At 74.3% G+C, this 12,437-nt stretch carries 10 protein-coding genes; 8 read left to right on the top strand and 2 right to left on the bottom strand.

The window, feature by feature from the left end; all coding sequences use genetic code 11:
- Positions 1–63: 63 nt before the first annotated feature.
- The 5 genes from O2W20_RS22340 to O2W20_RS22320 all read left to right on the top strand — a co-directional run bounded on the left by O2W20_RS22340 (position 64) and on the right by O2W20_RS22320 (position 5,048).
- Positions 64–936 (top strand): ABC transporter substrate-binding protein, encoded by an 873-nt coding sequence (locus O2W20_RS22340; protein WP_269173726.1) that lies wholly within the window; start codon positions 64–66, stop codon positions 934–936.
- A 65-nt stretch (positions 937–1,001) separates the two neighbouring features.
- A complete protein-coding gene (locus O2W20_RS22335; protein ID WP_269173727.1) occupies positions 1,002–1,859 on the top strand; it encodes an amino acid ABC transporter permease in 858 nt (285 codons plus the stop codon).
- Positions 1,852–2,667 (top strand): amino acid ABC transporter ATP-binding protein, encoded by an 816-nt coding sequence (locus O2W20_RS22330; protein ID WP_442928955.1) that lies wholly within the window; start codon positions 1,852–1,854, stop codon positions 2,665–2,667. Before O2W20_RS22335 ends, O2W20_RS22330 begins: the two co-directional genes overlap by 8 nt.
- Positions 2,668–2,697: 30 nt before the next feature.
- On the top strand, positions 2,698–4,296 hold the full coding sequence (locus O2W20_RS22325) for a gamma-glutamyltransferase family protein (protein ID WP_269173728.1): 1,599 nt from the start codon (positions 2,698–2,700) through the stop codon (positions 4,294–4,296).
- A gap of 8 nt (positions 4,297–4,304) precedes the next feature.
- Positions 4,305–5,048 carry a YoaK family protein gene (locus tag O2W20_RS22320; protein WP_269173729.1) on the top strand — a complete coding sequence of 248 codons (744 nt, stop codon included), beginning with the start codon at positions 4,305–4,307 and terminating at the stop codon, positions 5,046–5,048.
- On the opposite strand, the gene O2W20_RS22315 is transcribed toward O2W20_RS22320, so the two are convergent.
- The gene (locus tag O2W20_RS22315; protein WP_269173730.1) at positions 5,045–7,846 is read right to left on the bottom strand and encodes a helix-turn-helix transcriptional regulator; all 2,802 of its coding nucleotides are present in this window, start codon (positions 7,844–7,846) and stop codon (positions 5,045–5,047) included. The two genes, O2W20_RS22320 and O2W20_RS22315, sit on opposite strands and share 4 nt — an antisense overlap.
- Before the next feature lie 219 nt (positions 7,847–8,065).
- Here O2W20_RS22315 and O2W20_RS22310 point away from each other — a divergent pair, with 219 nt between their 5' ends.
- The 3 genes from O2W20_RS22310 to O2W20_RS22300 are packed head-to-tail and all read left to right on the top strand — an operon-like array spanning position 8,066 to position 11,025.
- Positions 8,066–8,776 carry an alpha/beta fold hydrolase gene (locus O2W20_RS22310; protein ID WP_269173731.1) on the top strand — a complete coding sequence of 237 codons (711 nt, stop codon included), beginning with the start codon at positions 8,066–8,068 and terminating at the stop codon, positions 8,774–8,776.
- Between the two features lie 48 nt (positions 8,777–8,824).
- Positions 8,825–10,057, top strand: coding sequence for a cation:proton antiporter (locus O2W20_RS22305; RefSeq protein WP_269173732.1), 1,233 nt, complete (start codon positions 8,825–8,827; stop codon positions 10,055–10,057).
- Positions 10,054–11,025 carry an alpha/beta hydrolase gene (locus tag O2W20_RS22300; protein WP_269173733.1) on the top strand — a complete coding sequence of 324 codons (972 nt, stop codon included), beginning with the start codon at positions 10,054–10,056 and terminating at the stop codon, positions 11,023–11,025. The genes O2W20_RS22305 and O2W20_RS22300 overlap by 4 nt, the downstream gene beginning before the upstream one ends.
- Positions 11,026–11,114: 89 nt before the next feature.
- On the opposite strand, the gene O2W20_RS22295 is transcribed toward O2W20_RS22300, so the two are convergent.
- Positions 11,115–12,404: an aminotransferase class V-fold PLP-dependent enzyme gene (locus tag O2W20_RS22295; protein WP_269173734.1), complete on the bottom strand. Its 1,290-nt coding sequence runs from the start codon at positions 12,402–12,404 to the stop codon at positions 11,115–11,117.
- Between the last annotated feature and the right edge of the window lie 33 nt (positions 12,405–12,437).

Below are 12,437 nucleotides of genomic sequence, written 5' to 3'. Positions count from 1 at the left end.
CTTGGTCCTACCAGGACACCCGACCACTGGAGGCCGACTGTGCGTCCGCTCCGTGCTCTTTCCATGACCATCGCGCTGGGGACGACCGTGACCCTGGCGGCCTGCGGCGGGTCGTCCGACGAGGAGGCCGAGGCTGCGGCCCCGTCGGTCGAGCAGGACGACGAGATCGCCGCGCTGGTGCCCGACGACGTCCGGGAGTCCGGCGTCCTCACCATCGGCGTGGACGCCGGGGTGGCGCCGATGGTCATCTCCTCCGATGACGGGACGCTCACCGGGTTCGAGGTCGAGCTCGCCCGGGCGGCGGCCGGGCTGATGGGCCTGGAGGCCGAGTTCAGCCCCGGTGACTTCACCGGTCTGATCGCCGGCCTGGAGGCCGATCGCTACGACACCGTGATGTCCTTCGTGGTGGACACCGCGGAGCGGGAGCAGTCGGTGGACTTCGTGGACTACATGGAGGTCGGCGCCGGGATCCTCGTCCCCCAGGGCAACCCCGAGGGCATCGAGGAGCCGATGGACCTCTGCGGGGTGACCACCGTCGTGGGCGCCGCGAGCCAGGGCGAGCGGACGGCCGACGCGTTGAGCGAGGAGTGCGTGGCGGCCGGGCAGGAGCCGGTCGACAAGCTCGTCGTCCAGGACCCCACCGACGTGCAGACCGCGATCAGCTCCGGCCGCGCACCCGCCGCGCTCAACGTGAGCCCCGTGATCGGCTACGCGGTGAGCACCTCGGGTGGCCAGTTCGAGCAGGCCGGCGACTTCTTCAACGAGGTGCCCGGCGGCGCCCTGTTCCGCAAGGACGAGACCGAGCTGCGGGACGCCTTCGTCGCCGCGCTGCTGCAGCTCCAGGAGGACGGGACGTTCTCCGAGCTCGGCGAGGAGTTCGGCGTCACGGAGAGCCTCCTGGAAGGTGCCCCCATCAACGCGGCGACCCAGGAGTGAGCGCCGCGGCGAGCCGGACGGGAACGCCGGCGGGCACCGACTCGCGGCCGTCCGGCCTGGAGCCGATGGCGCCGCGGGTCCGGTGGCAGGAGTTCCTCTACCTCGCCATCGTGCTCGTGCTGCTGGCGATGCTGGCGAACTTCGTCCTCACGAACGAGCGACTCAACCTCCCCGTCTTCTGGGAGTACCTCTTCCACCCGCTGGTCCTCGACGGCCTGCGGATCACGGTGATCCTGACGGTCGCGGGCATGGTGGGGGGAACCGTGCTCGGCCTGGCGCTCACGGCCATGCGGTTGTCGTCCAGCCCGACGCTGCGGGCGGTGTCCTTCACCGCCATCTACGTGTCGCGCACCATCCCGTTGCTGGTCCAGCTGCTCTTCTGGTTCTTCCTCGCCTCCGTGCTGCCGCGGATCAGCTTCGGCATCCCGTTCGGCCCGGAGTTCGTGTCCTTCGAGACGAACGAGGTGATCAACCAGCTGGGTGCGGCGATCATCGCGCTGAGCCTCTTCGTGGCCGGCTACATGGCGGAGATCATGCGTTCCGGCGTGATGTCGGTGGACCGGGGCCAGGTGGAGGCGGCGACGGCGATGGGCATGACGCCGCTGTCGGTCTTCCGCCGGGTGGTCTTCCCGCAGGCAGCCCGGATCTCCATCCCGCCGACGATGAACCAGGTCATCTCGGTCCTGAAGTACTCCTCCGTCGTGATCCTCATCGGCCTGGCCGACCTCATGTACTCGGTGCAGGCCATCTACTCGCGCAACTTCCAGCAGATCCCGCTGCTGCTGGTGGCGACGTTCTGGTACGGCCTCGTGGTGGTCGTGCTGACCGTCGTGCAGAGCCAGCTCGAGAAGCGGTTGTCCACGGGCCTGCCCAAGGCGGCCCGCCAGCGGATGAAGGAGCTGGAGGAGAAGACCGATGCCTGAGACCCCCGTCGCCACGGCGACCGACCAGCACACCGCCCACGGTCCGGACCGCCCCATGGTGGAGATCGCCGGGCTCTGCAAGACCTTCGGTGAGCACCGGGTCCTCCGGGGCATCGACCTCACGGTCGCCCCCGGGCAGGTCGCCTGCATCCTGGGGCCCTCCGGCTCGGGCAAGTCGACGCTGCTGCGGTGCGTCAACCAGCTGGAGACCGCCACCGACGGCGCCATCCACATCGACGGCGAACTGGTCGGCTACCGCGTGCAGGGTGGCCGCCGGCACCCCCTGTCACCACGGCAGATCGCCCGCCAGCGCCGCTCCACCGCGATGGTCTTCCAACGGTTCAACCTGCTGGCCCACCAGAGCGCGCTCGCCAACGTGATGGAGGCGCCGGTGCACGTCCACGGCGTCCCCCGGGACCGGGCCCGCGAGGAGGGCCTGGCGCTGCTCGACCGGGTGGGGCTGGGCCCGTACGCCGACCACTACCCCGCCCAGCTGTCGGGTGGTCAGCAGCAACGCGTCGCCATCGCCCGGGCGCTCGCCGTCCGGCCGCGGGTGCTGCTGTTCGACGAGCCCACCTCGGCGCTGGACCCGGAACTGGTGGACGAGGTGCTCGCGGTCATGACGGACCTCGCCCGGGAGGGCCTCACGATGCTCGTGGTCACCCACGAGATCGCCTTCGCCCGGGACGTCGCCGACACCGTCTTCTTCATGGACGGCGGTGTCGTCGTGGAGTCCGGCGACCCCGCGCAGGTCCTCAACGCCCCGAGTCACGAACGCACCCGCGCCTTCCTGCGCCGCGTGCTCTGACCGTCCCTCTTCCCGCACAGGAGCCCCACCATGACCTCTGCCGACCCTGCGCCGGCCCGCCGCTGCGCCGTCGCGACGCCCCACGCGCAGGCCACCGCGGCCGGCAGCGACGTGGCGGCCCGCGGCGGCACCGCGGTCGACGCCGCGATCGCCGCCGCCGCCGCGCTCACCGTGTTGTACCCCCATCAGACGGGTGTCGGGGGTGACCTCATCGGCCTCGTCCGGACGCCGGACGGGCAGATCTCCTGCATCAACGCCAGCGGGCCGGCGGCGGCCGCGACCTCCGTGGACGACGTGGCCCGCCGGCACGGGGGCACCATGCCCACCGTCGGCATCGACACCGTCACCGTGCCGGGTGTCGTCGGCGGGCTGTCCGCCGCGCACGCCCTCGGCGGCCGGCTGCCGTGGGCCGAGGTCTGGGCCGCCGCCGTCGACCTCGCCGACAGCGGGGCCGAGGTGTCCGCCAGCCTCGGCCGGGCCCTGGTCAACTACCGGGACGAGGTGCTGGCCGACCCGGGGCTGCGTGGGGTCTTCGCACCCGACGGCGCACCGTTGACGCCCGGGGCGCTGCTGCGGCAGCCGGCTCTCGCCCGGACGCTCGGCCAGGTGGCGGCGGGCGGTGCGGCTGCCTTCTACTCCGGCCCCGTCGCGGCGGAGCTGCTCGCGGGGTTGACCCGATTGGGCAGCCGGCTCAGCGCCGCCGACCTCGGCGCCTTCGCGCCCGAGACGGTGCCGCCGCTGCACCGGGACCACGGCGACCACACCATCTGGACCAGCCCGCTCAACACCCAGGGCTACCAGCTCCTCCAGGTCCTCGGCGCGCTGGCGCACCTGCCCGAGGACGTCGACGTGGACGGCGCCGGTGCCGGTGCGCTGGCCGCACTGTGGTCACGGGCCAACCGCGACCGCGCGCGCCTGCTGGCCGACCCCCGGTACGCGGACGTGGACGTGGACGAGCTCCTCGCCGGCGATGCGCTCGCCAGGGCGGCGAAGGAGGCCGTGACCGCCGGTGCCACCGACGGCCCGACCGCCTTCGTCCAGCCCCGCGGGGACACGGTGGCCGTGGTGTCCACCGACAGCGACGGCTACGCGGCCTGCCTGATCCTCAGCGTGTTCCACCCCTTCGGCTCCGGGTTGCTGGAGCCGACCACGGGCGTCGTCCTGCACAACCGCGGGGCCTACTTCTCCCTCGACCCGGCCAGCGCCAACTGCCTCGCCCCGGGCAAGCGACCCGGTCACACGCTCATGCCGGTGATGATCACCCGGGGCGACGAGCTCGCCTGGGTGGTCGGCACGATGGGCGGCAAGGCCCAGCCGCAGATCCAGGCGCAGGTGCTCCGCGCCCTGTTCTCCGGCGCGTCTCCCGAGCAGGCCGTGGGCACCCCGCGCTGGGTCGTGGGCGGCCTGGGTGCCGGGGAGCCGGAGGACCTCGTGCTGATCGAGTCCGACGTGCCGGCCGTCGTCCAGGGCGCCATCGCCGGTCGCGGCTACACGCTGCAGGAGTACGCGCCGCACAGCGAGATGCTCGGCCACGCCCAGGTCATCCGGGTCGACGGCGACGGTTTCACCGCGGCCAGCGACCCCCGGTCCGACGGACGGGCGATGGTCGTCCCGGTCCCCGCACGGTGAGCCGCCGGGTGCGCCAGGGACGCCGGGCCCCCCGTCACCCCCTGCAGACCGCGGCCTTCCTGCTGACCTTCGGCACCGGCATGTTCGACGCGATCAGCTACCTCGGCCTGGACCGGGTGTTCACCGCCAACATGACCGGCAACATCGTCCTGCTGGGCATGGGGCTGACCACCGACCAGGACATCCCGGTGCGCCTGGCGGCGGTCGCGCTCGCCGGGTTCGCCGTCGGGGCGCTGGCCGCCGCACGCTTCCTGCGCCGCCAACCGACCGGCCTGCAGGTACCGCTCCGTTCGCTGGTGCTCATCGGGGTGCTCGCCGTGCTGACCGCCGGCTCGGCGGTCGCCTTCCTCGTCGTGCCGGAGGTGCCGCGCGAGCTGCTGGTCGGCATCACCGCGGCGTTGAGCGCCGGCATGGGCATGCAGGCGGTCGTGGCCAAGCGCTTCGGCGTGCCCGACGTGTCCACCGTCGTGCTGACCATGACCCTGACCAGCTGGATGAGCGAGTCCCGCCTCGGCGGCGGCACCGGTGCGCACTCGTTCCGCCGTGGGGGCGCCGTCGTGCTCATGGCGGCCGGGGCGGCCGCCGGCGGTGGCCTCCTGCTCCTGGGGGACGCGGTCGCCCTCGCCGCGGCCGCCGCGGTGGTGCTCACCGCCCTCGCGCTCATGACCCGGAGCCACCTGGTGTCACGTCGGGCAGCGGTCACCGGCCCGGCAGCGACACCGGTCCCGGACCGGCAGCCGACCGGGCGTTAGGGGACGACCGTTGCCGTCACGAGCCGCGCCAGCTCGACGCGAGACCGCACGCCGAGCTTGGTGAAGGCGTTCCGCAGGTGCGTGTTGACCGTGTGCGGGGACAGGAACAACCGGGCGGCCACCTCCCGGTTGGTGCCGCCGTCGGCGACCAGGCGCACCACGTCCCGCTCCGCCGGCGTCAGCAGCGCCAGCCCCTGCTCCGAGCCGCGCTGCAGGGGGATGCGCTGGCGCCGGACGCCGAGGTCGCGCAGCCGTCGCCTGACCCGCGCGGCATGGTTCTCGGCACCGGCCGAGGTGTACGTCTCCAGCGCCTCGTCGAGCAGCGCCACCGCCTCGCGCGGGCGATCGGCGACCAGCCGGGCGAGGTCCTCCAGCGCCGAGGCCCGCACCAGTGGCCGCTCGGTGCCGACCATCAGGTCCAGGGCCTCCCGCAGGCAGGCCTCGTCGGCGTCGAGCAGCCCGCGGGCGTGCCGCGCTGCGGCCGCGGCCATCGGGCGCGTCGGGTTCGCCGCGGCCCTGCGCTCGGCGGCGGCCACGGCCCGCAGCGCGACCTCACGCTCCCCTGCCCGCAGCGCGATCCGGGTGAGGACCACCTCGTCGGCGACGTCCGGGACGCCGGCCATGGAGGGGCCGGGACGCTCCAGGGTCGCGACGGCCTCGGCGGTCGCCACCATCGCCGCCGCGACGTCCCCGGCACTGTCGGCCATCAGCGCCGTCAGCCACAGGCCGTTGCGCCGGACGTGCCCGGTCTCGGCGGCGGTCATCTGCTGCACCCGGGCCCGGTGGGCACGCAGGACGTCGGGCCGGCCGACGCACAGCGCCCAGCGCACGAGTGTGTAGAACACCAGGTGGTCCAGGAGGCCACCGACGGAGTCGATCTCCTCCATGTCGAGCACGCCCTCGGCCTCGGCCCGCGCCTCCTCCAGCCGGCCCGCGTCGAGCAGGGCGCGGCACCGCATGGTGCTCCACAGAAACAGCATGCCCACCTGGCCCTGCTGCCGCGCCGCGGTCAGCTCGGGGTCGATCAACGCCAGCGCCCGCACGGGATGGCCGATCGAGATCCACAAGGCCGCCTCCCACACGCCGGGCGGGTTGGAGGGGTCGTCCGACGGGGTCAGCCGACCCACGTCCGCGTTCCGCCGGAAGGCGACGTCCCACTCCTGCCGGTGGAAGGCCACGTAGCTCTCGACCCTCGCCAGCGTCGAGCCGAACACCGGCGTGAGCGCCGGACGGTCGACCCCGCGGACCTCGGTGAGGACCGCATCTGCTGCGTCGGCGTCGCCGGCCATCCCGTGGTTCACCGCGAGGACCAGCTGCACCTCGACCCGCACGGCGTCCGGGAGCCCGGGCAGCGCCAGCGCGGTCTCGCACTGCCGCACGGCCTCGCCGCCGGAGTACCGGATGATGAACCGCGCCAGGCCGAGCCGGATCCGTGCCTCGGCCACCGGGTCACCGCCCGGGCTGCCCGCCAGCATGGTGGCCGCCAGCTGCTGGGCGTCGGCGGCCCGGCCGCACTGCCACAGCAGCATCACCGACTCGACGACGACCTCGGGCCGCAGGGGGGAGTCGGCCGGCAGCAGCTCCAGGGCGCGGACGCTGAACTCCGCAGCCGACGACGACGAGGTGGGCGCCAGCGCCGCGGCCGCTGCACGCAACCTGGACACCGCAGCCAGGTCGCCGGGGGCGGCTGACCCGGCCAACATCGTCGCGACCTGCAGGGTGGGCGCGCCGCGATCGAGCAGGACGTCGACGGCGTGCCGGCGCAGCGCGCGGGCGAAGTCGGCGGGGATTCCGGCGGCCACCGACTCGCGGATGAGGTCGTGCCGGAAGCCGAGCTGGTCGCCGGCGTCCTCGAGCAGGCCCGCCGCCACGACCTCCTGCAACGGAGCGAGCAGCGCCGGGGGTGACCGGTCGAGCATCGCCGCGAGGAGGTCGGCCGGGAACTGCCGACCCAGCACGGCCCCGATCTGCAGGAGCTCGCGGGCGGGTGCGGAGAGCCGCTCGGTGCGGCACGCGACCGCGTCCCGCAGGCGGGCCGGGAGCACGTCGCCGACCAGCCGCGCCCTGCCCTCCTCCACCTGGACCAGGCGCTCCTCCCGCCAGCCACGCAGCAGCTCGACCAGCAGCAGCGGATGGCCGCCGGCGCGCGCGGCCGAGGTGAGGACGCTCTCGTCCGGGGGCGCTCCGAGCAGGTCACCGGCGAGGAAGGCCACCGCGTCGCCGTCGAGGGGCTGCAGGTCGACCCGGTCCGCGCCGATCTCGGTCAGCGCGCGCACGGTGGCCGAGACAGCGGGATCGGACTCGCCCTGGCGGACGGCCACCACCCAGACGACGGCGTCGGCGGCCAGCCGCGGCGGCAGCGTGCGGATGACCCGGAGCGTGGCGTGGTCGCACCACTGGAGGTCGTCGACGCAGACCAGCACGGGCTGCTCGACGGCGACCTCCTGCAACCGCGCCTCGAGCTCGTTGCGCAGCCACCAGCCCTGCTGGGCGCCGCTCGGCAGTGCGTCGAGCAGGGCACGAGGGAGCACCGGATGTGGCCCGGCCTGCACCGCGTCCAGCAGCGGGCCGTGCGGGATCACGTGCTCGTCCGGGTCCCCCGACACGGCGACGATCCGCGCTCCGGCATCCCGGGCCAGCGCACGGGCCTCCTGCAGCAGCCGTGACTTGCCGGTGCCGGCCGCGCCGGAGATCACGACGACCCGTCCGCGACCGTCCCGCTGAGCGGCGGTCACCCGGGCGCGCAGCAGGGCCAGCTGGGTGTCCCGGCCGCGCAGCGGGGTGCGGTCGGTCGCCATGGACCACCTCCTGGTCGTGACCTGGGCCGCGAGGACCGACGGGACGTGCGGGCCGGGGCGGACGGCATCGGCGGGCCCGGCATCGGCGGATCTGGCACGAACGTGCGATGTGGCCCGGGCCGGGGCTGTCGACCCTGAGTCCCGTCGCACCGCCGACCGTGCACCCCGGCGCTGGGGTGCACGACGCGCCGCATCCAACCAGATCCAGGGAGACCGCAGATGTCCCAACCCACCGTCGTCCTCGTCCACGGTGCCTTCGCCGAGTCCGCGAGCTGGACCGGCGTGATCGCCCGCCTGCAGGCAGCCGGGCACCGCACCATCGCCGTGTCCAACCCCCTGCGGAGCCTGTCCGGCGACGCCGCGGCGGTGAAGGCCGTCCTCGACTCCGTCGAGGGCCCGGTCGTGCTGGTCGGTCACTCCTACGGCGGTGCCGTCATGTCCGGCGCCGTCCGGGGCAGCCGTGCGGTGCAGGCGCTCGTGTTCGTAGCCGCGTTCGCCCCGCTGGAGGGCGAGAGCATCGGGGAGCTGTCCGGCCGCTTCCCCGGCAGCACGCTCGGCGAGACGATCGAGACCGTCCCGCTCGCCGACGGCAGCACCGACCTGTACATCCGCCAGGACCTCTACCACCAGCAGTTCGCCGCCGACCTGTCGGCGGGCGAGGCGGCTCTCGGCGCCGCCACGCAGCGGCCGCTTCGGGACGTGGCCCTGAACGAGGGCGCCGCGGCGTCGCCGGCCTGGCAGCGCATCCCCTCCTGGTTCCTGATCCCCGAGCTCGACCGCAACATCCCGCCGCAGGCCCAGCGGTTCATGGCCGACCGGGCCGGCGCGCACGAGGTCGTCGAGCTGCCGGGTGCCTCGCACGCGGTGCCCGCGTCGCGGCCCGACGACGTCGCGGACGCCGTCCTGCGTGCGGTCAAGGCAACGGCGTGACCGGCGCCGCGGCCACTCGCTGATCCGGCGGTACAGCAGGTGGGCGAGATGTCCTTCGAGAACCTGTTCCTGGTCTGCCTGGTCGCGGCGCTGGTGCCCCTGATGCTGGGGGCGCTCCCCCGGCTCCGGGTGCCCTCCGTCGTCCTGGAGATCGGCGCCGGGGTGGTGCTCGGGCCGGCGGTCCTCGGCCTGGTCGAGGTCGACGGCGCGGTCGCCGTCCTCTCCTGGCTCGGGCTCGCCTTCCTGCTGTTCCTCGCGGGGCTCGAGATCGACGTGGCGGGTCTGGCCGGGCCGAGGCTGTGGACGGCGTCGGCGGGCTACGCGCTGACGATCGCACTGGCCGTCCTCGCCGCCGTCCCGCTCGCCGCGCTCGGCTGGGTCTCCTCCCCCGCGCTGCTCGTCGTCGCACTGTCGGCGACCTCGCTGGGGCTCGTCGTCCCGATCCTCGCCGACGCCCAGCAGATCCGGACACCCATCGGTCAGACCCTGGTCGTCGCCTGCACGGTCGCCGACCTGGCCTCCATCGCTGCGCTGTCCGTCTTCTTCGGGAGCCACGGCGGGGCGGCGGTCCGTTCCGTGCTGCTGGCCCTGTTCGCCGCGGCCGTCCTGGTGGTGACCCTCTCGGTCATGGGCGTGCGTCGCTCCGGCCGCATCCAGGCCGCCCTCGTCCGGCTGCAACCGTCCACCGCCCACGTCCGGGTCCGGCTCGCCCTCCTGCTCCTGGTGGGCCTGACGGCACTGGCCGGCCAGTTCGGCCTCGAGACGATCCTCGGCGCGTTCCTCGCCGGCGTCGTCCTCGGCGCCCTCGACCGACGGCCCCGCGGGCCCGAACAGCTCCGCGGCGAGCTCGGGGCGGTCGGCTTCGGGTTCCTGGTGCCGGTCTTCTACGTGGCCACGGGGCTCACGCTCGACGTCCGCGGCCTGTTCGGCAACGAGGAGGCGCTGCTCCAGGTCCCGGTCTTCCTGCTGCTGCTTCTCCTGGTCCGGGGAGTGCCCGCACTGCTCTACCTGCGGACGGCCGGGCCCAGGACCACCGCGGCCGCGGGACTGCTGCAGGCCACCTCGCTGCCCTTCATCGTGACCGCGACCCAGGTGGGCCTCGAGACCGGAGCGATCGGTGCCGTCCCGGCGGCCGCCCTGGTCACCGCCGGCGTGCTGTCGGTCGCGATCTTCCCCACCGCCGCCTTCGCGCTCCTCCGGCCGGCGCCACCCGGGCCTCACCCCGATCCCGGCCCCACCGTCCTCTCCGGACGACCCGACACAGAAGGAGCACCGACATGACCATCCACCCGGTCCTCGAGCCCGCCGCCCAGGCGTTCGTCGAGGCGACGTCCACGCCCCCGTTCCTGTACGAGCTCCCGCCCGCGCAGGGGCGCGCCACCGTCGACGCCGTGCAAAGCCCCGAGATCGAGGTCCCGGGGACCTCCGTCGAGACCGTCCAGGTGGACGACCAGCTCGCAGTCGACGTCTTCCGGCCGGTCGACGCGCAGGGCCCGCTGCCCGTCGTGCTCTACACCCACGGCGCCGGCTGGGTGTTCGGCAACGCCCACACCCACGGGCGCCTGGCGCGGGAGCTGGCCCTGGGGGCGCAGGCGGCGGTCGTCTTCGTCAACTACAGCCGCTCCCCCGAGGCGCGGTACCCGGTCGCCCTCGAGGAGGTCCACACGGCCGCCTCCTGGGTCATGGCCAAGGGCGACCAGCACGGCCTGGACGGCTCCCGCCTCGCGGTCGCCGGCGACTCGGTCGGTGGCAACATGACCGCGGCGCTCACGCTGCTGGCCAAGGAACGCGGCGGGCCCGCCCTCACCGCGCAGGTCCTCTTCTACCCCGTCACGGACGCCGCCTTCGACACCGCCTCCTACGAGCAGTTCAGGGAGGGCTGGTTCCTGTCGCGGGAGGGCATGCAGTGGTTCTGGGACCAGTACACGACCGACGAGCAGGAGCGGGCGCAGATCACCGCCTCGCCGCTGCGCGCCACGACCGAGCAGCTCACCGGGCTCCCTCCGGCACTGGTCATCACCGCCGAGGCCGACGTCCTCCGCGACGAGGGCGAGGCGTACGCGGCTGCCCTCCGCGCGGCCGGCGTGCCCGTCGTCGCGGTCCGCTACCAGGGCATCGTCCACGACTTCGTGATGCTCAACGCCCTGCGGAGCACCCATGCGGCCGAGGCCGCGATCGCCCAGGCCGGGGCCTACCTGCGGGCCGCCCTGCACCCGGCCGACGCCCACCACCGGCTGTCCCGCGACTGACCGGAGCCGCTCCGGCGACGGCCCGGGCGCCGGTGCGGTGGTCGTCCCCCGCCCCGGTCCGGGCGCCCTCCCGCTGAGCTGACCGGCCCTCAGCCGCGGACGAGCCGCCGGGTCAGGACCTGGTCCCCGGCGTGCGCGGTGAGGGCGCGCAGGGCCTCTCCCAGCGTGGCGACGTCGGCCAGCGGCGTGGCCGAGCTGCAGCTCACCCGGACGGCGCCCGGCAGCCGGTCGGTCCGGTCCGCCCGCGCGTCGTCGTGGAACTGCTGCACCTCGCCCGGGGTGAGCCCGAACAGCCGGCTGAGGTAGGGGTGGGCGCAGAAGCACCCGCTGCGGACGCCGATGCCGTGCTCCCGGGCCAGCCGCTCTGCGACCTCCCCGTGGGACATCCCGTCGATGACGAAGGCGGCCACGGGGAGACGGTCGCCGGACACCGGCCCCAGGCGGTGCAGCCCGGGGACGGTGGCGAGCTCGTCGTCCAACGCCCGGACGAGCAGGTCCTCGTGGACCCGGTTCCGCCCTGCCGCGGCGAGCAGTTCCTCCGCGGCGGCGGCGAGGGCCACGACGCCGACGACGTTGGGCGTCCCCGCGTCGTCCCGGTCGGGGGTGTCGGCCCAGATGACCTCCTCGTGCGAGACCGCCTTCACCGCCCCACCCCCGACGAGGAAGGGCTCGCCGTCGGCGAGCAGCCGGCGGTCGACGACCAGGCCGCCCGCGCCGAAGGGCGCGAACATCTTGTGGCCGGACCACGCGAGCACGTCGATCCCGAGGGCGGCCATGTCCACCGGGCGGTGCGGCACCAGTTGCGCGCCGTCGACCACCACCAGCACACCCCGGTCCCGGGCCGCCGCCGCGATCGCGGCGAGGTCGGGCATCCAGCCGGTGACGTTGGACGCCCCGGAGACCGCCAGCACGCGTGGCGTGGGCCGCTCGTCGAGGGCGGCGACCACGGCGGCGACGTCGAAGGTCCCGGCCCCGTCGACGTCGACGACCCGGACCTGCGCGTGGCGCTGCCAGGGCAGCAGGTTGGCGTGGTGCTCGACCGCGGTGGTGACGACGACGTCGTCGCGGGTCAGGCCCAACCGGAAGGCGGTCAGGTTGAGGGCCTCCGTGGTGTTCCGGGGGAACAGGGCCACGTGCGTCGCCGGATCGGCTCCCACGAACCGGAGGAGGGTCTCGCGCGCCTGCTCGTACCTGGCGCTGGTGAACTGCGACTTCGCGCCGGCTCCCCGGTGGACGCTGGAGTACCACGGCAGGAACTCCTGCACGGCACGGACGACGCCCGCCGAGGCCGACGTCGTGGCCGCGGCGTCGAGGTCGACGTACCGACGCTGCTCGCCGCCGACGGAGATGCGCAGGTCGGCGCCGACGAGGGGGTCCATCTGGGCCAGGTCTCCCGTTCCGGACAAGGACGT

This window comes from Modestobacter sp. VKM Ac-2982, assembly GCF_026967935.1.
In the GTDB taxonomy this organism is placed as follows: Bacteria; Actinomycetota; Actinomycetes; order Mycobacteriales; family Geodermatophilaceae; genus Modestobacter.
This window is presented reverse-complemented; position numbering and strand designations above follow the sequence as displayed.

Coding starts and splice junctions, on each gene's coding strand:
- O2W20_RS22310 (WP_269173731.1), top strand. CDS start 8,066: ATGTCCCAACCCACCGTCGTCCTCGTCCACGGTGCCTTCGCCGAGTCC.
- O2W20_RS22335 (WP_269173727.1), top strand. CDS start 1,002: ATGGCGCCGCGGGTCCGGTGGCAGGAGTTCCTCTACCTCGCCATCGTG.
- O2W20_RS22315 (WP_269173730.1), bottom strand. CDS start 7,846: ATGGCGACCGACCGCACCCCGCTGCGCGGCCGGGACACCCAGCTGGCC.
- O2W20_RS22300 (WP_269173733.1), top strand. CDS start 10,054: ATGACCATCCACCCGGTCCTCGAGCCCGCCGCCCAGGCGTTCGTCGAG.
- O2W20_RS22295 (WP_269173734.1), bottom strand. CDS start 12,404: ATGGACCCCCTCGTCGGCGCCGACCTGCGCATCTCCGTCGGCGGCGAG.
- O2W20_RS22330 (WP_442928955.1), top strand. CDS start 1,852: ATGCCTGAGACCCCCGTCGCCACGGCGACCGACCAGCACACCGCCCAC.
- O2W20_RS22305 (WP_269173732.1), top strand. CDS start 8,825: ATGTCCTTCGAGAACCTGTTCCTGGTCTGCCTGGTCGCGGCGCTGGTG.
- O2W20_RS22325 (WP_269173728.1), top strand. CDS start 2,698: ATGACCTCTGCCGACCCTGCGCCGGCCCGCCGCTGCGCCGTCGCGACG.
- O2W20_RS22340 (WP_269173726.1), top strand. CDS start 64: ATGACCATCGCGCTGGGGACGACCGTGACCCTGGCGGCCTGCGGCGGG.